Raw genomic sequence first — 21,524 nt, 5'->3', positions numbered from 1 at the left:
GGGCCGCGCCCAAACCGTTTCAGTATGAACACATGAACGAAAGGGCGTCCATCTCCGCGCGTAGATGCCATTTCCCGCCGCCTAGACTTGCCGCATGGCGAAATGGATTGCGAAGCACGAGGCGCCCGAGCCCTTGGAGGGCCCCGTCGTCGCCACCGTCACGGGTGGCACGATCCTGTGGTTCGCCCTCTTCCTGATCCAGCTGCCCTTCTACGGGTGGTTCGCCGACCGGGACCAGCTGTGGTGGGTCTGGACCTGCGCGGCCGGCGGCTTCCTCGGGCTGATCGGCATCTGGTACGTCCGCGGCCGTGACGCGGCGCTGGCCCGCCACGCGGCGGAGCAGGCGGCCCAGGCGGCCCAGGCTTCGCCGGACTCGGAGCCGGGGTCGGGCTCGGAGCCGCAGGCCTAGCCCGGCCGGGCCCGCTGCCGCGGTCGGGCGCGGGGCCCGGCGGTGCGTTCGCTCGACCTGCGGGGGCGTCCCGGAGCGTCCCCGCCCCACGGCGCGACACGCAGCACTACCAGGGGACGATTCGGGTCATCCTGAGGTCGGATCTTCCCGCTGCTCGGCGGGTGAACGGTTCGAACCCCGCTTAACGTCGAAGGCATGACGCAGCGGGCTGGAACCGAATCCGACGGGCCGGAGCCGGGTGGCCGGACGGCCGCCCCCGCCATCGACGCGGGAGCGGAGCTGGACCCCGTACACCCGGTGCGACCGCCCGCGCCCCGGTTCAAGCCGGGCGGGCTGAGCACCGCCGAGGTCGCCGAGCGGGTCGCGCGGGGCGAGGTCAACGACGTTCCGGTGCGCTCGTCGCGTTCGACCACCGACATCGTCCGCGCCAACGTCTTCACCCGGTTCAACGCGATCATCGGCGTGCTGTGGGCGATCATGCTCGTCGTCGCACCGATCCAGGACAGCCTCTTCGGCTTCGTGATCGTCGCGAACACCGGCATCGGCATCATCCAGGAACTGCGCGCCAAGAAGACCCTCGACAGCCTCGCCGTCATCGGCGAGACCAAACCCAGCGTGCGCCGCGACGGCCGGACCGCCGAGATCTCCACCTCCGAGATCGTCCTCGGCGACGTCATCGAACTCGGCCCCGGCGACAAGGTCGTCGTCGACGGATCCGTCGGCGAGGCCGACGGCCTGGAGATCGACGAATCCCTGCTCACAGGCGAGGCCGACCCCGTCCTGAAGAAGCCCGGCGACCCGGTCATGTCCGGCTCCTTCGTCGTCGCCGGCGGCGGCGCCTTCACCGCCACCAAGGTCGGCCGCGAGGCCTACGCCGCCCAGTTGGCCGAAGAGGCCTCCCGCTTCACGCTCGTCCACTCCGAGCTGCGCTCCGGCATCTCCACCATCCTCAAGTACGTCACCTGGATGATGATCCCGACCTCGATCGGCCTGATCATCAGCCAGCTCGTAGTCAAGGAGAACAACCTCAACGACGCCATCGCCCGGACCGTCGGCGGCATCGTCCCGATGATCCCCGAGGGGCTCGTCCTGCTCACCTCCGTCGCCTTCGCGATCGGCGTCATCCGGCTCGGCCGCAAGCAGTGCCTGGTCCAGGAACTGCCCGCCATCGAAGGCCTCGCCCGCGTCGACGTGGTCTGCCTGGACAAGACCGGCACCCTCACCGAGGGCGGCATGGACGTCACCGAGCTGCGCCCCCTCGGCGGCGCGGAGCCCGCGTACGTCAAGAAGGTGCTCGGCGCGCTCGGCGAGTCCGACCCGCGCCCCAACGCCAGCCTCCAGGCCATCATCGACGCCTACCCGGACAGCGCGGAGTGGCGCTGCACCGAGTCCCTGCCCTTCTCCTCCGCCCGCAAGTACAGCGGCGCCAGCTTCAGCGAGGGCGACGGCGAGAACAACACCTGGCTGCTCGGCGCCCCCGACGTGCTGCTCCCCGCCGGGGACCCGGCCCTCGACGAGATCAACGACCTCAACGAGCAGGGGCTGCGCGTCCTGCTGCTCGCCCGCTCCGCCCGCGAACTCGACGACCCGGCCGTCGCCACCGGCGTCCGGCCGACCGCCCTCGTCGTGCTGGAACAGCGGCTGCGCCCCGACGCCGCCGACACGCTGCGTTACTTCGAGGACCAGAACGTCAGCGCGAAGGTCATCTCCGGCGACAACGCGGTCTCCGTCGGCGCGGTCGCCGGCAAGCTGGGGCTGCCGGGCGCGGAGAACACCGTGGACGCCCGCGGGCTCCCCGCCGACCGGGCCGACATGGCGAAGGTCCTCGACGACAACTCCGTCTTCGGACGGGTGAGCCCGCAGCAGAAGCGGGACATGGTGGGGGCCCTCCAGTCCAAGGGCCACACCGTCGCCATGACGGGCGACGGCGTCAACGACGTCCTCGCCCTCAAGGACGCCGACATCGGCGTCAGCATGGGCTCCGGCTCGGAGGCGACGAAGGCGGTGGCCCAGATCGTCCTCCTCAACAACAGCTTCTCGACGCTGCCCTCGGTGGTCGCCGAGGGCCGCCGGGTCATCGGCAACATCACCCGCGTGGCCACCCTCTTCCTCACGAAGACGGTCTACTCGGTGCTGCTGGCCATCCTGGTGGTGTGCTCGCAGGTCGAGTACCCCTTCCTGCCCCGCCACCTGACCCTGCTGTCCACGCTCACCATCGGCATCCCGGCCTTCTTCCTGGCCCTCGCCCCGAACAAGGAGCGCGCGAAACCGCACTTCGTGAAGCGGGTCATGCGGTACGCGATCCCCGGCGGCGCCATCGCGGCCGTGGCCACCTTCGTCTCGTACCTGATCGCCCGCCACCACTACACGGGCCAGGGCGCCCTCGAAGCCGAGTCCAGCGCGGCCACGCTGACGCTGTTCCTGACGTCCATGTGGGTCCTGGCGATCATCGCCCGCCCGTACACGTGGTGGCGGGTGGCCCTGGTCGGCGCGATGGGAGGGGCGTTCCTGATCGTCCTCGTCGTGCCGTGGCTGCAGGACTTCTTCCAGCTCAAGCTGGTGGGCGTCACGGTGCCGTGGATCGCGGTGGGCGTCGCCGTGGCCGCGGCCGTCCTGATCGAGTTCACCTTCAGATGGGTCGACCGCAAGTTCCCGGCGTGACCCGGGCCCGACCCGGGCCGACCCGACCCGACCCGGGCCGACCCGGGCCGACCCGGGCCCGACCCGACCCGGGCCGACCCGACCCGGGCCCGACCGGGCCCGGCCCGCCAACGGTCAGTCGAACCAGCGGTCCCGGGCCAGTTCCGCCGTGCGCGACGGGTCCTCCAGCAGCGCCGCCACCTCGAAGCGGCGCGGCCACTGGCCCGCCGACCAGGCGAGACCGGCGGCCACGCCCTCCAGCGTGGACGCGTGGAGCGTGCCGTCGGGGGTGCGGCGCCAGTCGAGCTCCGTGCCGCCCGCGACCAGCTCCTCGTGCTCGACGTACGTCGCGGGAGTCGCCGGACCCAGCAGCACCAGCACCGACTCCGGGACCTCGTGCTCCTCGCCGGGCGTGGTCACCTCCGCCGGAACCGTCTCCGAGAGCCGGCGGACCTGCAGCAGCTCCGCGAGATCCGCCGCGCGCGCCGGGGGCACCGGCAGCAGCGGCAGCCCCGCCGTCAGCGGGAGCAGGTCCGGGGCGTCCGCGATCACCGCCTCGGCCGCGTCCACCACGACCACCTCGCCGTCCACCACCGCGCGCAGCTCGTCCGGGAGGGTGACCTGCTCGGGGTCCAGATCGGCCAGCGCCCCGTACAGGCCGTGCAGCTGGTGGCCGGTGACCTCCCGGTCCGGGTCGGCGAGCCGGGCCAGCAGTTCGGCGGCGCCGCCGGGCTCGTCCAGCAGGGCCGGCACGGACGTGCGTACGCCCAGCGCCCGCAGGACCTGCTCGTCCTCGAAGCCCGTGGCGTCCGCCGAGGTGTAGAGGCCCGCCAGCAGCGGGTCGCCGCCAGCCGCGCGCAGGCCCGCCGGGCGGCGGCCGTCGAGCACCGGGTGGTCGCGCAGCCACCAGGCCGTGTACGGGCGCACCGACTGCGTGGTGCCGTCCGGCAGCAGGATCCGCACGGGTTGGGTCAGCGCGTCGCGCAGCGGCGGCTGCGCGAGCATCGCAAGAGCCTGCGGCCAGCAGTCGTCGTCGACGAGGTCGAGGTCCCGGACGGCGATCAGCTCGGTCGCCACCGGCGGGACCGGGAGGTCCGGCAGCTGGTCCAGGACGTCCTCGCACCACACGTCCACCGCGTCCAGCAGACCCGCGTCGTCGGGCTCGGCGAAGTCGCCCTCGCGCGGCTCCAGTTCGTCCGGGTCGAGGACCACGTCGGTGGCGCGGACCAGCTGGAAGGTGGCCAGGACCCCGCACGCGGTGAGCGGGCCCGCGCCCCACCGCTCGGCGAGGTCCGCGTCCACGTACGGGACCTCGTCCTCGCGGATCACCGAGGCCAGCGGGCTGCCCGGCAGCAGGAGCTCGCCCGCCGGGACCAGCTCCCCGTCCTCGTCCGGCAGGGCCAGCGCGCCGAGCCAGGGCTCGTCGCCCGGCGCCAGATCGGCGTCCCGGACCAGCCCGAGGACGACCTCGGCCAGCTCGTCGGCGTCCAGGGCGTCGGCGTCCTCGTCCCAGATCTCCCCCGCGTCGAGGGAGGCGGCGACGGCCGCCCGCACCTGCGGGGTCGTCAGGACCGCCCGCGCGGTGGCCGGGAGGGCACCGAGCTTCTCCAGCAGCGGGTGCGCCGCGTCCGGGTGGGCCACCTTCAGGCCCAGCCGGGCCAGGTCCGCCGGGGTGTCCGCGCCGGGCAGCAGGATGTGCCGGGGGCCGATCGAGGTGCGGCCGTCGGCGAGCGGCACGGGCAGCCCCGACAGCCGGTCGGGGTCCACCCCGGCGAGGCTGTCGTAGAGCCGGTGCCACCACTCCGGGGTCCGCTCGATGCCCGCGATCCGCTCGATCGCGTCGCCCAGCGGGAGCCGGCCCACCCCCAGGGTGCGCAGCTCGGCCCGGCGCTCCAGGCCCGCCGGCAGCAGCGTCGGCAGGACCTCGGCGAGGACGCGTACGGTGTCGGCGCCCGCGCCCTCCACCACCTCGGCCTCGAAGGGGCGCAGGGCGGCGCGCTCCTCCGCGTGCTCGGGCGGCGCGGCCGGCGCGAGGAAAGCGGTACGGGGCAGCCGCTGGAGCACGGCCGCGCGCAGCGCCCCGTCCAGCTCGCCCTTGCCGAGCGGGCCGGGCACCAGGTCCACGAGGGCGGTGGTCACCGGGTCCCAGGCGCCGAGGAGTTCGGCGTACGCGTCGGCCGCGCGCTCCACGAGGAAGTCGAGCAGCGGGCCCGGCGCGGGATGCCGGCGGCTGGTGTCGAGCGGCAGCGTCGCGATGAGCAGCGCCGGGATGCCCAGCGGCTCGTCGGTGGGGGTCGGCGCGTGCACCACGGGGGCGGTGGCGGGGCGGACCGGGGCGCCGTCGGAGTCGACGGGCACGGCCCAGGACACCGCCCAGGCGGGCCGCAGCCGCTCCTCGACGGGCCGGTCGGCGAGCAGCGCGCGCTCGATGGGGCCGCCGTGGCGGACGGTGCGCCAGCGGTGGGTGACCGTACCGGAGGCGGTGGTGTCCTCGATGACCGTGTACGGGCCCTCGTCGCGCCGGTACAGGGTGCGGGTGCCGCCGGTCGGGGTCTCGACGACGACCTCGCGCAGCCCGGGCAGAGTGAGCAGCAGGGCGTCGTCGACGCCCGCCAGCAGCCGCTCCACCAGCCCCTCGGCGGCGGCGTCGCGCAGCGGGAGGACCACGACGGTGTCGTAGCCCTCGGGGGCGGTGCCCTCGGCGGGCAGCGGCAGGCGCAGCAGCGGAACGTGCCCGTCGCGGCGGCGCAGTTCGTCGCCGAGGCCGGGGCTGCCGACGGCGGCGCCCCGGGCCAGCTCCCGGGCCTCGGCCAGGGACCAGCGCACGCCGCCGTGGCGGCCGAGCACCGCCGGTTCGTCGGAGACGGCCAGCACGGCCGCGAAGCCGACGCCGAACCGGCCGACGCTGTCGCCGGCGGGCTCGCGCTTGGCGGAGGCGCGCAGGGTGCTCAGCGACTCCACGCCCGTCGCGTCCAGCGGGGCACCGGTGTTGGCGACGGCCAGCAGCGCGTGCCCGCCCTCGCCCTCGTGCAGGGTGAGCCGCAGCCGGCCGGGCACCTTGGCCCGGGCCGCGGCGTCGGCGGCGTTCTGCGCCAGCTCGATGACGAGCCGGTCCCGGTAGCCGCCGAGCGCGAGGTCCTCCTCGGCGTTGGCGTCCTCACGGAACCGGGCCGGGCCCGCACCCCACGCGTCGAGCACCCCGCGCCGCAGCCGGGCCGTGCCGAAGGGGTCCACACCGCTCTGGGCCGCCGTCACTCGCACGCTCACGCCGCTGCCTCCAAGAATCGCCGCCGGAGCCCTGAAGGTACCGCGTGCGGGAGAACGTCCACGCCGGTGGCCTCGGGGTGTCCGGGGTACGGAGAAGCCCCCGGTGACAGCTGGTCACCGGGGGCTTCGCGTCGTACCGGGCGGGTGATGGTCAGAGCTTGTCGATCACGTAGTCGATGCAGGCCGTCAGGGCCTGCACGTCCGCCGGGTCGATCGCCGGGAACATCGCGATACGGAGCTGGTTGCGGCCGAGCTTGCGGTACGGCTCGGTGTCCACGATCCCGTTGGCGCGCAGCACCTTGGCGACGGCCGCCGCGTCGATGTCGTCCGAGAAGTCGATCGTGCCGATGACGGACGAGCGCTTGTCGGCGTCCACGACGAACGGGGTCGCGTACTTGGACGCCTCCGCCCAGCCGTACAGGTTGCGCGCGCTGGCCGCCGTACGGCCGGTGGTGAACTCCAGGCCGCCCTGGCTGTTCATCCACTTCAGCTGCTGGTCCAGCAGGAAGAGGGTGGACAGCGCCGGGGTGTTGTACGTCTGGTTCTTCAGCGAGTTGTCGATCGCCGTCGGCAGCGAGAAGAACTCGGGGATGTGCCGGCTGCCGGAGGCGTGCACGCGGGCGGCGCGCTCCAGGGCGGCCGGGGAGAACGCGGCCAGCCACAGGCCGCCGTCCGAGGCGAAGGACTTCTGCGGGGCGAAGTAGTAGACGTCCGTCTCGGTGATGTCCACCGGCAGACCGCCGGCGCCCGAGGTCGCGTCCACCAGAACGAGCGACCCGGCGTCGGCGCCCGCGACGCGCTTGATCGGCGCCGCCACACCCGTCGAGGTCTCGTTGTGGGTGTACGCGTACACGTCCACGCCCGCCTCGGCCACCGGCTCCGGGTGCGTGCCCGGGTCGGAGGAGATCACGGACGGCGCGTCCAGCCACGGCGCGAGCTTCGCGGCCGTGGCGAACTTCGAGGAGAACTCGCCGAAGGTGAGGTGCTGGGACTTCCGCTCGATCAGACCGGCGGTCGCGACGTCCCAGAAGGCGGTGGAGCCGCCGTTGCCCAGGATCACCTCGTACCCCTCGGGGAGGGAGAAGAGGTCCCGGAGGCCCTGGCGCACCGAGCCGACCAGGTTCTTGACCGGGGCCTGGCGGTGTGAAGTTCCGAGCAGGGAGGTACCGGTGGCGGCGAGGGCGTCCAGCGCCTCGGTCCGCACCTTGGAGGGGCCCGCGCCGAAGCGTCCGTCGGCGGGCTTGATGTCAGCGGGAATCTGGATCTCAGCCACGAGCGGAGCGTATCGGGTCCCGGTCCGCGCCCCGGACGCGCGTCCACCCGATGAGACGGTTCCGTCCGGTGGGAGGGTGGGGACGTGACGTCACCCGGTGAACTCGAACGGACATTGCGGGAGAACCTGCGCGGGGAGGTCGACTTCGGCGCCGCCGCACGCGCCCTGACCACCATGGACGCCTCCAACTACCGCCGTGTGCCGGTGGGTGTGGTCGCCCCGCGCGACGCCGACGACGTGGCGGCCGCCCTCGCCGTGTGCGCCGGCGCCGGGGTCCCCGTCGTGCCGCGCGGCGGCGGGACCTCCATCGCCGGCCAGGCCACCGGCGTGGGCGTGGTCCTCGACCTCACCCGGCACATGAACGGCCTCGTATCGGTGGACCCGGCGGCACGGACCGCCGTCGTCCAGCCCGGGCTGGTCCTCGACCGGCTGCGGGACGCCGTGCGCCCCTACGGGCTGACCTTCGGGCCCGACCCGTCCACGCACTCCCGCTGCACCCTCGGCGGCATGATCGGCAACAACGCGTGCGGGGCCCACTCGGTGGCCTGGGGCACCACCGCGGACAACGTCACCGAGCTGGCCGTCACGGCGTACGGGGGCACCGCGCACCGGATCTCGACGGGCTGGCCGGGCGCCCCGGCGGGCCTGCGGGAGCTGGTCACCGGACACCTGGGACTGCTGCGCACCGGGATGACGCCCGCCGGGATGACGCCCGGCTTCTCGCGGCGGATCTCCGGCTACGGAGGCCTCGACGCACTCCTGCCCGAGCACGGGGTGCAGCTCGCGCGGGCCTTCTGCGGGAGCGAGGGCACCCTCGGGGTGGTGACCGAGGCCGTGGTGCGCCTGGTGGAGGCGCCGCCCGCGCCGGTGCTCGCCGTACTCGGGTACGCGGACGAGAGCGCGGCGGCGGACGCGGCGGCCGCGCTGCTGCCGTACGGGCCGCTGACGGTGGAGGGGATGGCCCGGGACCTGGTGGGCGGCACGGCCTCGGCACTGCCCCGGGGCGGGGCGTGGCTGTTCGTGGAGATGCCGGACGAGGACGGGGCGCGGGCCCTGCTGCGGGCCGCCGACGCGGTGGACGCGACGCTCGTCACCGACCCGGCGGCGCAGCGGGCGCTGTGGCGGATCCGCGAGGACGCGGCGGGCACGGCGACCCGGATGCCGGACGGGTCGATGGCATGGCCGGGCTGGGAGGACTGCGCGGTGCCGCCGGCCCGGCTGGGGGCGTACCTGAGGGAGTTCCGGGCCCTGCTGGCGGCGCACGGGCTGCGCGGATCCCCGTACGGGCACTTCGGAGAGGGCTGCGTCCACGTACGGATCGACTTCGACCTGGTGTCGGCGGCGGGCATCGCCCGCTTCCGGGACTTCTCCGGGGAACTGGCCGACCTGGTCGTCGCCCACGGCGGCTCCCTGTCGGGGGAGCACGGGGACGGGCAGGCGCGGGCGGAGCTGCTGCCGAAGATGTACGGGGCGGAGGTGGTCCGGCTCTTCGGCGCCTACAAGGACGTGTGGGACCCGGCGGGCGGGATGAACCCGGGGATGCTGGTCCGGCCCGGGCGGCTGGACGAGAACCTGCGCTTCGCGGTGCTGCCGGCCACGCCGTTCGCTGGGGAGGTCGCGCGGTGCGTGGGCGTCGCGAAGTGCCGGACCACGGCCACGGGCGGCGCCTCGGTGATGTGCCCGTCGTACCGGGCCACGGGGGAGGAACGGCACTCCACGCGGGGCCGGGCGCGGCTGCTGCACGAGATGCTGGCCGGGGAGATCGTCACGGACGGCTGGCGCTCGGCGGAGGTCGCCGAGGCGCTGGACCTGTGCCTGGGGTGCAAGGGCTGCCGCAGCGACTGCCCGGTGGGCGTGGACATGGCCGCGTACAAGGCGGAGTTCCTGCACCACCACTGGGCGGGCCGGATCCGCCCGCTGTCCCACTACGTGCTGGGCGGCCTGCCGGGCTGGCTCCGGCTGATCGCCGGCCTGCGGGCGGCGGGGGCGGTCAACGCCCTGGCCCGGCGCGTGCCCGTACCCGGACTGGACCGGGAGCGCGGCGGCCGCCTGCCGGAACTGGCGAAGCGGCCGTTCACGCGGAGCACGGACCCCCGCTCCGGCTCCGGCGGTGGTTCCGGGGGTGGTTCCGGCTCCGGCCCCGGCCCCACCGTGACCCTGTGGCCGGACACGTTCACGGAGCACCTCGCCCCCGAGGCCGGCCACGCCGCGCTCCGCGTCCTCCGGGCGGCCGGGCTGGACGTGTCCGTCCCCCGCGGCGGCCGTATCTGCTGCGGCCTGACCTACGTGTCCACCGGTCGCCTCGACCGGGCCCGCACGGTCCTGCGCCGGACGCTGGACACCATCGGCGAGGTCACCGGCCCCGTCACCGTCCTCGAACCGAGCTGCGCCGCGGCCCTGCGCACCGACCTGCCCGCGCTGCTCCCCGACGACCCGCGCGCGGCCCGCCTCGCGGCGGCGGTGCGGACCTTCGCCGAGACCCTGGAGGAGCACGCCCCGGCCTGGCGGCCGCCGCGCCTGGACCGGGAGGTGGTCGGCCAGACGCACTGCCACCAGCACGCGGTGCTCGGGGACGGCCCCGACCGGCGGCTGCGCGAGCGGGCCGGGCTGGCGGGCGAGCTCAGCGGGGGCTGCTGCGGGCTGGCGGGCAACTTCGGCTTCGAGCCCGGGCACCACGAGGTGTCCATGGCCTGTGCGGAGGAACAGCTGCTCCCGTCGCTGCGCGCGGCCCCGCGGGACGCCGTGGTCCAGGCGGACGGATTCTCGTGCCGTACGCAGATCGCACAGCTGGGCGGGGTCAGGGCCCGGCACCTGGCGGAACTCCTGGCGGAGGGGCTGGGGAAGGGGCTGGGGGACGGGCTGGGGGAAGAGGTGTAGCGCGTTGTTCTCGCGACTGTAAGGCAGGACATGCGGCAACACTCCTTACCGGCCCTTAGTCTGGAGAGATGCCCGCACCTTCCTCTTCGTCTTCCCCGGCGGCCTCGCCGACCGTCGCCGCACCGGCCGCGTCGCCCGCCAAGGGCTCCGGCCCGGATTCCGGTTCCGATTCCGGTTCTGGCCTCCGTTCCGGCCTCGGTCCCGTGGCACTGGTGATCTCGGCGGGGATCTCGGTGCAGTTCGGCGCCGCCCTCGCTGTCATGATCATGCCGAGGGCGGGCGCGGCGGGCGTGGTCACCCTGCGCCTCGCGGCCGCCGCGCTCGTGCTGCTGGTCCTGTGCCGCCCGAAGGTGCGCGGCTACTCCCGTTCCGACTGGGGCACGGTGCTCGCCTTCGGCGTCGCCATGGCCGGTATGAACGGCCTCTTCTACCAGTCCATCGACCGGATCCCGCTCGGTCCGGCCGTCACCCTGGAGGTCCTCGGACCGCTCGCCCTCTCCGTCATCGTGTCCCGGCGCCTGGTCAACGTCCTGTGGGCCGGCCTCGCGCTCGGTGGCGTGGTCCTGCTGTCCGGGCACGGCGGGGGCGGCCTCGGCTTCGGCGCGCTCGATCCGCTGGGCGCGGCCTACGCGCTCGGGGCGGGCGCGATGTGGGCGGCGTACATCGTGTTCAGCGCGCGTACGGGCCGCCGCTTCCCGCAGGCGGACGGGCTCGCGCTGGCGATGGCGGTCGCGGCGGTCATCTCGCTGCCGCTCGGGATCGCCGAAGCCGGCTCGGCCCTGCTGGTCCCGAGCACGCTCGCGCTGGGTGTGGGCGTGGCCGTCCTGTCCTCCGTCCTGCCGTACACGCTGGAACTGCTCGCGCTGCGGCGGATGCCGGCCCCGACCTTCGCGATCCTGATGAGCCTGGAGCCGGCCATCGCCGCCGCCGCGGGCTTCCTCGTCCTGAACCAGGCGATGTCCGCACTGGACGCCCTGGCCATCGCCCTCGTGATCGCGGCCAGCATGGGCGCGGTCCGCTCGCAGATCCGCAGGAAGGCCGCCTGATGGACGTCGCCGCCTACCTCGCCGCGGTCCCCGAGGGCCGGCGGGAAGCCCTGGCGCGGCTGCGGGAGCTGTGCCTGGAGGAGCTGACCGGGTTCGAGGAGGGGATCGCGTACGGGATGCCGGTGTACGTGCGGGCCGGGGAGACCGTCGGCGAGATCGCCTGGGCGAACCAGAAGCAGTACATCTCCTTCTACCTGATGCGCGCGGACGTCCGCGAAGCCTTCGCGGACCGCCTGGCCCCCCACGACATGGGCAAGGCCTGCCTCCGCTTCCGCAACCCCGCCAAGGTCGACTTCGCCCTCCTCCGCGACCTCCTCCGAGCGACGGCGGGGGCGGGCGCGGGAGCGGGCGGGGCGCGCTGAGGAAGGCGCGGCGGTGGCTTCACCTCCCCCGACGCCGCCCCAGCGGACCCCGCCCACCCACCCCCGCCCGGCTGGTCGCCGCGCCCGGGCGGCCGGGCGCGGCGGCGGGCGGGGCGGTCAGCCGAGGGGGAGGTCCAGGTAGGACGGGGTGGCCTCGGGGGAGGTGAAGTCCAGGGTCGCGCGGGGCAGGTTGGCGTCGGCGTAGAAGGGGTCGCGGGCGTCGATCACCAGCATCAGGCGGTGGCCGCGCGGCACGTCGTAGGCCGTGGCCTGGAGCTCGATGTCCGCGCTGATCAGGCTGTCGGGCGGGGAGTCGACGTCGGTGTACGGGGCGTGCGTGATGATGTGCGCCGTGCCGTCGGGGGCGGTGTCGAGGAGGTACGCGACGAAGGTGGATCCGGGGTTCGCCGCCCGGTACGTCACGCGCAGCCGCGGTATGCCGCGCAGCCGGGTGGTCTCCCCGGCCGGGTCCGTGGTCCATACGGCGGCGACGGTGCGGTCGATGTCCTGGGTCCGGTAGATCTTCGGGCGGCCGGCGATCTCCGCGTAGCCGGACTGCACCACCTTGTCGGCGACGGTCGCCGGGGTGTCCATCCCGCACAGCACGGTCGACGTCCAGCCGGCCTGCGGTTCGTCGCCGAGTTCGCCGTCGTCCGCCAGGTGCAGGCGTTCCAGGCGTTCGGTGAGGGAGGGCCAGGTGGGGCGGGCCTCGAGGGTCTTGCTCCACATGATCTCGCCGAGCACCTGCCCCTCGGCGTCGATGCCGTTGTCGATCTCCTTGAGGTGGTGGTCGAACCAGCGGTGGGCGTCCGTCCAGATGCGGTTGGGCAGGCCGAGCATGCCGGTCATCTCGGGGCCGGAGTGGTCGCCGATGGAGACGGCGAGGCGTTTGGGGCCGGTCAGTTCGTTGAACATCTTCAGCGTCTGGTTCGGCGGGAAGAGCGTCTCGTGCCAGGCGTGCGAGAAGAAGACCGGCACCTGGCGGCGGTTGAGCTCCTTGATGTGGGTGAAGGGCGAGCGGGTCTCCGCCCAGCGCAGGGTGCCCTGGACGTCGCGGTTGGCGAGGACGTTCTCGAAGACGCTCGCCGTCTGCGGGCTCAGCCGGGCCTTCGCGGCCGCGTCGAGCAGGGCCCGTACGGCCGCGATGTGCCGGGTGGAGTTCTCGTAGAACGCCTCGCCGAGGTCGCCCCAGGTGCTGAGCGCGACCACGGCGTCGACGCGGGTGTCGTGCGCGGCGACGAGCTGGCTGATGCCGGAGCCGTAGGAGTCCCCGAGGAAGCCGATCTTCGTCACCGGGCCGGTGCTGCGCTCGACGAGGTGGTCCAGGGCCCGGCTGCCGTCGGCGACGTCGAGCGGGCCCGCCACGTCGACCTGGCCCTCGGATCCGGCGAAGCCGCGGACGGAGTAGGCGAGGACGTTGTAGCCGCGGGCTGCGAACAGGGAAGCCTGGACGACGTACGGGAGCCAGCCCAGCCCGGACCAGGGCGAGGGCATGATGATCGCGGGCCGCGGCTGGGTTCCGGTGTGCCGCCAGAGCGCGGCGTCGAGGAGGTCCCCGTCGGCGCCGGTCACCTTGCCGCGGGTGAACACGGCGACCGAGCGGACCTCGGCGATCTCCGCGGCGCGGGCGGGGGCGAGGCCGGTGACGTCGCCGCTCTCCAGCGCGGTGACGAAGGCGGTGAGGGCGGTCGCGTCGAGTTCGGGATAGAGGGAGAAGGGGGTGCGGGCGGCTGGAGTCACGTCAGTCCATCCTCTGCGTCGTCTTCGTCGAGTGAGTCGTCTTCGTCGAGTGACACGAACTGGGTGCGCCCGCCCGGGCCCGGAGCGGAACGTTCAGTATCGACGGGACATCCGGTGACGTATCGCGGGTTTCCGGCGTACGGCCGAAATCGCCCCCGCCGTGCCCACGCCGTGCCCGCGGGCCGCCGCGCGGCGGGACCTGCGGCCGGTGGGCAGGGGTGGCAACTTCCTTTTCCGTGCGGGGGTTTGGCCCGGGTGGCGGGAAGGCGTCGCCACCCGAAAAAATCATGCAAGCATGCTTGATTGTTTTGCTGGGTGCTGCCAGTCTTCCCCTCACGCCGAGAAGGGGAGCGCACCGTGCCCGATCCGTCCGCCGTCGACGCAGCCGTCGCCGTCTTCGCAGATCTGCGCGAGGAAGGCCGCGAACTGGACTCCCTGGTAGCGGAGTTGCCCGCCCCGGACTGGGCCCGGGACACCCCCGCGCCGGGCTGGACCATCGCCCACCAGATCGCCCACCTGCACTGGACCGACCGGGCCTCGCTGCTCGCCCTCACCGACGCCACCGGCTTCGGCCACCTGGTCGAAGAGGCCCTGAAGGCCCCCGGCACCTTCGTCGACGAGGGCGCGCGCGAGTGCGCGCAACTGCCGCCCGCCGAGCTGCTCGCCCGCTGGCGCACCACGCGCGCCGCCCTCGACGAGGCGCTGGCCGCGGCCTCGCCCGACACCCGCTTCCCCTGGTACGGGCCGCCGATGAAGGCCGCCTCCATGGCCAGTGCCCGGCTGATGGAGACCTGGGCCCACTGCCAGGACGTCGCCGACGCGCTCGGCGTGCGCCGCCCCCCGACCGCGCGGCTGCGGCACGTGGCGCGGATCGGCGTACGGGCCCGCGACTACGCCTACGCCGTACGCGGACTGCCCGCGCCCGCCGAGCAGTTCCGGGTGGAGCTGACGGCCCCGGGCGGCCCCGAGGTGTGGACGTACGGCCCGCCCGACGCCCCGCAGCGGATCACCGGCCCCGCGCTCGACTTCTGCCTGCTGGTCACCCAGCGCGCCCACCGCGCCGACCTCGGCCTCACCGCGACCGGTCCCGACGCGGACCGCTGGCTGGACATCGCCCAGGCCTTCGCCGGCCCGGCGGGAGCCGGCCGGGAACCGGGAGCCGCGCTGTGACCAGGCGCCCGCTCGTCATCGGCAACGCCTCGGGCTTCTACGGGGACCGCTCGGACGCCCTGCGCGAGATGCTGACCGGCGGCCCGCTGGACGTGCTCACCGGGGACTACCTGGCCGAGCTGACCATGCTGATCCTGGGGCGCGACCGCCTGAAGAACCCGGACCTCGGATACGCCAAGACCTTCCTGCGCCAGCTGGAGGAGGCGCTCGGGCTCGCCCACGAGCGCGGCGTACGGATCGTCACGAACGCCGGCGGCCTCAACCCGGCCGGGCTCGCCGACGCCGTACGGGCCCTGGCGGCGAAAGCGGGCATCCCGGTGCGGGTCGCCCACGTCGAGGGCGACGACCTCACCGCGCGGACGGACGGGGCCCTGACGGCCAACGCCTACCTCGGGGGCGCGGGAATCACCTCCTGCCTGCGGGCGGGCGCCGACGTGGTGGTGACCGGCCGGGTCACGGACGCGGCGCTGGTCAGCGGCCCGGCGGCCTGGTGGTTCGACTGGGATCCCGGCGACTACGACCGGCTGGCGGGGGCGGTGGCCGCGGGCCACGTCCTGGAGTGCGGCACGCAGGCCACCGGCGGCAACTACTCCTTCTTCACCCGGCACGACGTCCGCCGCCCCGGCTTCCCGCTCGCGGAGATCGCCGAGGACGGCTCGGCGGTCATCACCAAGCACCCCGGCACGGGCGGAGCCGTCACCGCCGGCACCGTCACCGCCCAACTCCTCTACGAGACCCAGGGCGTGCGCTACCTCGGCCCGGACGTGACCACCCGCCTGGACACCGTCCGGCTGACCGACGAGGGCACCGACCGGGTACGCGTCACGGGAGTGCGCGGCGAGGCCCCGCCGCCCACCCTGAAGGTGGGCGTCACCCGCATCGGCGGCTGGCGCAACGAGGTCGTCTTCGTCCTGACCGGCCTGGACATCGAGGCCAAGGCGGACCTCGTCCGCACCCAACTGGCCGAGGTGTTGGAGGGCGTGGCCGACGCCACCTGGACCCTGGCCCGTACCGACCACGAGGACGCCGACACGCAGGAGACGGCCTCCGCCCTGCTGCGACTGGTCGTCCGCGACCCGTCCCCCGACCGGGTGGGCCGCGCCCTGACCTCCACCGCGATCGAACTGGCCCTGGCCAGCTACCCGGGCTTCCACGTGACGTCCCCACCGGGCCCGGCCCAGCCCTACGGCGTCTTCACCTCGACCCTCATTTCCTCGGACGGGGTCCCGCACACGGCAGTCCTCCCGGACGGCACGCGCGTACGAGTCCCGGCTCCAACCCCGACACCCGTGGCGGAGCCGCATCCAGCCCCACCGGCCCAGCCTCCCGCACAATCAGCCCCGCCGCCGTTTGAGGCGCGGGGGTCCGGGGGCGGAGCCCTCGAAGGGGTCGGGGGCGCAGCCCACGCCGGGTCCGGTGCGGAGCCCCGGGAGACCGTCCGCGCCCCCCTCGGGGCGCTGGCCGGGGCCCGCAGCGGAGACAAGGGCGGCGACGCCAACATCGGCGTGTGGGTCGAGACCGACGCCGCCTGGGAGTGGCTGCACCACACCCTCACCGCCGAGGCGCTCCAGACACTGCTCCCCGAGACCGCGCACCACACCGTCACCCGCCACGAGCTGCCCCGGCTGAGGGCCCTCAACTTCACCGTCACAGGCATCCTCGGCGACGGCGTCGCCTCCGGCCACCGCTTCGACCCCCAGGCCAAGGCCCTCGGCGAATGGCTCCGCGCCCGCCACCTCGACATCCCCGTCGCTCTCCTCCCGGCCCCGGAGGCCACCTCATGACCCGCCTCGGCACCACCGTCGACCCGCACGCCCCCGACCACGCACAGGCCCGTACCGCCGCGCTGGAGCGCCTCGCCGCCCTCGACGCCGAGCACGCCAAGGCCCTGCAGGGCGGCGGCGAGAAGTACACGGCACGCCACCGCGGCCGCGGCAAACTCCTGGCGCGCGAGCGCGTCGAGCTGCTCCTCGACCCCGACACCCCGTTCCTGGAACTGTCCCCGCTCGCCGCCTGGGGAAGCGACTACCCCGTCGGCGCGTCCATGGTCACCGGCATCGGCACCGTCGAGGGCGTCGAGTGCCTGATCACCGCCAACGACCCCACCGTCCGCGGCGGAGCCTCCAACCCGTGGACGCTGAAGAAGGCGCTGCGCGCCAACGAGATCGCCCGGCAGAACCGCCTCCCCTGCATCAGCCTCGTGGAGTCCGGCGGCGCCGACCTGCCCTCACAGAAGGAGATCTTCATCCCGGGCGGCGCGGTCTTCCGCGATCTCACCCGGCTCTCGGCCGAGGGCGTCCCGACCATCGCCGTCGTCTTCGGCAACTCCACCGCCGGAGGCGCGTACATCCCCGGCATGTCCGACCACACGATCATGATCAAGGACCGTTCCAAGGTGTTCCTCGGCGGTCCGCCCCTGGTCAAGATGGCCACCGGCGAGGAGAGCGACGACGAGTCCCTCGGCGGCGCCGACATGCACGCCCGCGTCTCCGGACTCGCCGACCACTACGCCCTCGACGAGTACGACGCGATCCGCCAGGCCCGCCGCGTCGTGGCCCGCCTCAACCACCGCAAGCCGCACCAGGACCCGCCGAAGGCCCGGGAACCCCTCCACGACCCCGAGGAACTCCTCGGCATCGTCCCGCCCGACCTGAAGACCCCCTTCGACCCGCGCGAGGTCATCGCCCGGATCGTCGACGCCTCCGACTTCGACGAGTTCAAGCCCCTCTACGGCCCCAGCATCGTCACCGGCTGGGCCACCCTGCACGGCTACCCGGTCGGCATCCTCGCCAACGCGCAGGGCGTGCTGTTCAGCGCCGAGTCCCAGAAGGCCGCCCAGTTCATCCAGCTCGCCAACCAGCGCGACATCCCGCTGCTCTTCCTCCACAACACCACCGGCTACATGGTCGGCAAGGAGTACGAGCAGGGCGGCATCATCAAACACGGCTCGATGATGATCAACGCGGTCTCCAACTCGAAAGTCCCGCACCTGTCCGTGCTCATCGGCGCCAGCTACGGCGCCGGCCACTACGGCATGTGCGGCCGCGCCTACGAGCCCCGCTTCCTCTTCGCCTGGCCCAGCGCCAAATCCGCCGTCATGGGCCCCCAGCAGCTGGCCGGAGTCCTCTCCATCGTGTCCCGCCAGTCCGCCGCCGCCAGGGGACTCCCGTACGACGAGGAACAGGACGCCGGAATGCGCGCCTTCGTCGAGGCGCAGATCGAGTCCGAGTCCCTCCCCATGTTCCTGTCCGGGCGGATCTACGACGACGGGGTCATCGACCCGCGCGACACCCGTACCGTCCTCGGCCTGTGCCTGTCGGCCGTCCACAACGCCCCCGTCGAGGGCGCCCGTGGCGGCTTCGGCGTCTTCCGGATGTGAGCCCGCACATGACGAACCTGACCTCCCTCCTCGTCGCCAACCGCGGCGAGATCGCCGTCCGGATCTTCCGCACCGCCCGCGCACTGGGCCTGGCCACCGTCGCCGTCCACTCCGACCCGGACGCCGACGCCCTGCACGTCCGCGACGCCGACGCGGCCGTACGGCTGCCCGGCGCCGCCCCCGCCGACACCTACCTGCGCGGCGACCTCATCATCAAGGCCGCCCTCGCCGCGGGCGCCGACGCCGTGCACCCCGGCTACGGCTTCCTCTCCGAGAACGCCGACTTCGCCCGCGAAGTCCTGGCCGCCGGACTGACCTGGATCGGCCCGCCCCCCGAAGCCATCGAGGCCATGGCCTCCAAGACCCGGGCCAAGGAACTCATGCGCACCGCCGGGGTACCGCTCCTCGACCCCGTCGACCCGGCCGCCGCCACCCCCGCAGACCTGCCCCTCCTCCTCAAGGCCGCGGCCGGCGGCGGAGGCCGCGGCATGCGCGTCGTCCGCGACCTCGACCAGCTGAAGGAAGCCCTCGACGCCGCCTCGGCGGAAGCCCGCTCCGCCTTCGGGGACGGCGAGGTCTTCGCCGAGCCCTACGTGGAACGCGGCCGCCACGTCGAGGTGCAGATCCTCGCCGACGCGCACGGCACCGTCTGGGCGCTCGGCACCCGTGACTGCTCCCTCCAGCGCCGCCACCAGAAGGTCATCGAGGAGGCGCCGGCACCGGGCCTGCCGGACGCCCTGCGCGAGAGCCTGCACACCGCAGCCGTAGCCGCCGCCCGCGCGGTCTCGTACCGGGGCGCGGGCACCGTCGAGTTCCTCGTCACCGCCGACGGACGCCCCTACTTCCTGGAGATGAACACCCGCCTCCAGGTCGAACACCCCGTCACCGAAGCCGTCTTCGGCCTCGACCTCGTCGCCCTCCAGCTGCGCGTCGCCGAAGGCGAGGCCCTGCCCCCGGCACCCCCGCAGCCCACCGGCCACGCCGTCGAAGCCCGCCTCTACGCAGAGGACCCCGCCCAGGACTGGCGCCCCCAGACCGGCGTCCTGCACACCCTCGCCATCCCCGGCGGGATCCGCGTCGACACCGGCTTCACCGACGGGGACACCGTCGGAATCCACTACGACCCCATGCTCGCCAAGGTCGTCGCCCACGCCCCCACCCGCGCCGAGGCCGTCCGGGCCCTCGCCGCCGCCCTCGCCGGAGCCCGCATCCACGGCCTCACCACCAACCGCGAACTCCTCGTACGCTCCCTGCGCCACCCGGAGTTCGCCGCCGGACAACTCGACACCGGCTTCTACGACCGTCACCTCGACACCCTCACCGCCGACACCCCGGACGCCACCCCGGCCGCCCTCGCCGCCGCCCTCGCCGAAGCGTCCCCCGGCCCGGACGCCCCCCTCGCCGCCCGTCTCGGCGGCTGGCGCAACCTCCGCTCACAGCCGCAGACCCGCCGCTACACCACGGGCGGCACCGAGTACGAGGTCCAGTACCACCCGGTGAACCACCCCGGGATCCGCGTCGTCTCCACCTCCCCGGACCTCGTCACCCTCGAAGTCGGGGGAATCCGCCGGGCGTTCCACGTGAAACAAAATTCGAACGAGATCTACGTGGACTCCGCACTCGGCGCCCACACCTTCACCCGCGTCCCCCGCTTCCCGGACCCCCAGGACCGGACCGAACCGGGCTCACTGCTCGCCCCCATGCCCGGCACCGTCGTCCGCATCGCCGAGGGCCTGGCCCCCGGCAGCCCCGTCACCGCCGGCCAGCCCCTGCTCTGGCTCGAGGCCATGAAGATGGAGCACCGCATCCTCGCTCCCGCCTCCGGCACGCTCACCGCGCTCCACGTCGACACCGGCCGACAGGTCGAGTTCGGCGCCCTGCTCGCCGTAGTCCAGGAGGAACCGCAGTCATGAGCCCCACCACCGAGTCCGCCGAACACAACGCCCTGCGCGCCGCCGTCTCCGCCCTCGGACAGCGCTACGGCCGCGACTACCTCGCCCGCGTCGCCCGCGAAGGCGGCCACCCCGACGAGCTGTGGGCCGACGCCGCCAAGCTCGGCTACCTCGGCGTCAACCTCCCCGAGGAGTACGGCGGCGGGGGCGGCGGCATCGCCGAACTCTCCATCGTCCTGGAAGAACTCGGGGCCGCGGGCTGCCCCCTCCTCATGATGGTCGTCTCGCCCGCCATCTGCGGCACGGTCATCGCCCGCTTCGGCACGGACGCCCAGAAGCAGGCCTGGCTGCCCGGCCTCGCCGACGGCAGCCTCACCATGGCCTTCGGCATCACCGAACCCGACGCCGGATCCAACTCCCACCGGATCACCACCACGGCCCGCCGCGACGGCGACGACTGGATCCTGACCGGCCGCAAGGTCTTCATCTCCGGCGTCGACATCGCCGACGCCACCCTCATCGTCGGCCGCACCCAAGACGCCCGCACCGGCAGCCTCAAGCCCTGCCTGTTCATCGTCCCGCGCGACGCGCCCGGCTTCGGCCGCTCGGTCATCGACATGGAACTCGCCGCCGCGGAGAAGCAGTTCGAACTCACCCTGGACGAGGTCCGCCTGCCCTCCTCGGCCTTGGTAGGCGACGAGGACGCGGGCCTCCTCCAGCTCTTCGCCGGACTCAACCCGGAGCGGATCATGACCGCCGCCTTCGCCATCGGGATGGGCCGCCACGCCCTCGCCAAGGCCGTCGACTACGCGAAGACCCGCCAGGTCTGGAAGGCGCCCATCGGCGCGCACCAGGCCATCGCCCACCCGCTGGCCCAGGCGCACATCGAACTGGAACTGGCCCGCCTGATGACCCAGAAGGCGGCCGCGCTGTACGACGCGGGCGACGACATGGGCGCGGGCGAGGCGGCGAACATGGCGAAGTACGCCGCCGGGGAGGCCTGCGTCCGAGCGGTGGACCAGGCGGTCCACACCCTCGGCGGCAACGGCCTCACCCGCGAATACGGCCTGGCCTCCCTCATCACCGCCGCCCGCGTGGCCCGCATCGCCCCGGTCAGCCGCGAGATGATCCTGAACTTCATCTCCCACCAAACCCTGGGCCTCCCCAAGTCCTACTAACCGATTGCCCTGCGGGCGGCTGGTTCGTGTTGCGGCCGTGTGCCGGGGCTCTGCCCCGGACCCCGCGCCTCAATCGCCGGCGGGGCTGGTTGTGGCGGGCTTGTCGGCGGGGGTCGGGGCGGGGTGCCGGGGCGGGGTGTCTCCTCGGCTCGCGCGGTTCGGTTTGTCTCGGTTGTGCTCGGTGGTGCGCGCTCGTCCTGCGGGGACACCCCGCCCCGTCCCCCCGCCCCTCAGCCGCATGCCCACGGGGGAGAGGGCCTGGTTTCCCCCGCCCGGTGGCGCGGGCTCTCC

13 protein-coding genes are annotated in these 21,524 nt (G+C 73.9%); 10 read left to right on the top strand and 3 right to left on the bottom strand.

From position 1 onward, the window contains the following. The first annotated feature begins 94 nt into the window (after positions 1–94). Positions 95–409 (top strand): DUF2530 domain-containing protein, encoded by a 315-nt coding sequence (locus tag ACXNSR_RS17160; protein WP_458642875.1) that lies wholly within the window; start codon positions 95–97, stop codon positions 407–409. A gap of 195 nt (positions 410–604) precedes the next feature. After that, complete coding sequence (locus tag ACXNSR_RS17155; RefSeq protein WP_458642874.1) at positions 605–3,070, top strand: cation-translocating P-type ATPase; 2,466 nt, start codon at positions 605–607, stop codon at positions 3,068–3,070. Positions 3,071–3,184: 114 nt separating this feature from the next. Here the strand turns inward: ACXNSR_RS17155 and ACXNSR_RS17150 are convergent, their stop codons facing one another. Both ACXNSR_RS17150 and serC read right to left on the bottom strand, forming a co-directional pair. Continuing rightward, a complete protein-coding gene (locus ACXNSR_RS17150) occupies positions 3,185–6,316 on the bottom strand; it encodes a sacsin N-terminal ATP-binding-like domain-containing protein (RefSeq protein ID WP_458642873.1) in 3,132 nt (1,043 codons plus the stop codon). Positions 6,317–6,467: 151 nt separating this feature from the next. Next, entirely contained in the window at positions 6,468–7,589 is a 1,122-nt protein-coding gene (gene serC / locus ACXNSR_RS17145) for a phosphoserine transaminase (protein WP_458642872.1), read from the bottom strand. A gap of 84 nt (positions 7,590–7,673) precedes the next feature. Here serC and ACXNSR_RS17140 point away from each other — a divergent pair, with 84 nt between their 5' ends. The 3 genes from ACXNSR_RS17140 (at position 7,674) to ACXNSR_RS17130 (ending at position 11,874) form a co-directional block, all read left to right on the top strand. Continuing rightward, complete coding sequence (locus ACXNSR_RS17140; RefSeq protein WP_458642871.1) at positions 7,674–10,466, top strand: FAD-binding and (Fe-S)-binding domain-containing protein; 2,793 nt, start codon at positions 7,674–7,676, stop codon at positions 10,464–10,466. A gap of 68 nt (positions 10,467–10,534) precedes the next feature. After that, on the top strand, positions 10,535–11,512 hold the full coding sequence (locus tag ACXNSR_RS17135) for an EamA family transporter (protein ID WP_458642870.1): 978 nt from the start codon (positions 10,535–10,537) through the stop codon (positions 11,510–11,512). Beyond that, positions 11,512–11,874: an iron chaperone gene (locus ACXNSR_RS17130; protein WP_458642869.1), complete on the top strand. Its 363-nt coding sequence runs from the start codon at positions 11,512–11,514 to the stop codon at positions 11,872–11,874. Before ACXNSR_RS17135 ends, ACXNSR_RS17130 begins: the two co-directional genes overlap by 1 nt. Positions 11,875–11,991: 117 nt before the next feature. Here the strand turns inward: ACXNSR_RS17130 and ACXNSR_RS17125 are convergent, their stop codons facing one another. Continuing rightward, positions 11,992–13,614: a CocE/NonD family hydrolase gene (locus ACXNSR_RS17125; protein WP_458642868.1), complete on the bottom strand. Its 1,623-nt coding sequence runs from the start codon at positions 13,612–13,614 to the stop codon at positions 11,992–11,994. 357 nt (positions 13,615–13,971) lie between these two features. Between ACXNSR_RS17125 and ACXNSR_RS17120 the strand changes: the two genes are divergently transcribed. The 5 genes from ACXNSR_RS17120 to ACXNSR_RS17100 all read left to right on the top strand — a co-directional run bounded on the left by ACXNSR_RS17120 (position 13,972) and on the right by ACXNSR_RS17100 (position 21,233). Next, positions 13,972–14,784: a TIGR03084 family metal-binding protein gene (locus tag ACXNSR_RS17120; RefSeq protein WP_458642867.1), complete on the top strand. Its 813-nt coding sequence runs from the start codon at positions 13,972–13,974 to the stop codon at positions 14,782–14,784. A 68-nt stretch (positions 14,785–14,852) separates the two neighbouring features. Next, positions 14,853–16,568, top strand: a complete 1,716-nt coding sequence (locus tag ACXNSR_RS17115) for an acyclic terpene utilization AtuA family protein (RefSeq protein WP_458643328.1) — start codon at positions 14,853–14,855, stop codon at positions 16,566–16,568. Then, a complete protein-coding gene (locus ACXNSR_RS17110) occupies positions 16,565–18,163 on the top strand; it encodes an acyl-CoA carboxylase subunit beta (RefSeq protein WP_458642866.1) in 1,599 nt (532 codons plus the stop codon). The genes ACXNSR_RS17115 and ACXNSR_RS17110 overlap by 4 nt, the downstream gene beginning before the upstream one ends. Positions 18,164–18,171: 8 nt before the next feature. Continuing rightward, complete coding sequence (locus ACXNSR_RS17105) at positions 18,172–20,076, top strand: acetyl/propionyl/methylcrotonyl-CoA carboxylase subunit alpha (protein WP_458642865.1); 1,905 nt, start codon at positions 18,172–18,174, stop codon at positions 20,074–20,076. Beyond that, complete coding sequence (locus tag ACXNSR_RS17100; RefSeq protein WP_458642864.1) at positions 20,073–21,233, top strand: acyl-CoA dehydrogenase family protein; 1,161 nt, start codon at positions 20,073–20,075, stop codon at positions 21,231–21,233. The genes ACXNSR_RS17105 and ACXNSR_RS17100 overlap by 4 nt, the downstream gene beginning before the upstream one ends. The last annotated feature ends 291 nt before the right edge of the window (positions 21,234–21,524 follow it).

This window comes from Streptomyces sp. NC-S4, from assembly GCF_054353315.1.
The sequence above is the reverse complement of the archived record's forward strand: the minus strand, read 5'-3'. Positions and strand labels throughout refer to the sequence as shown.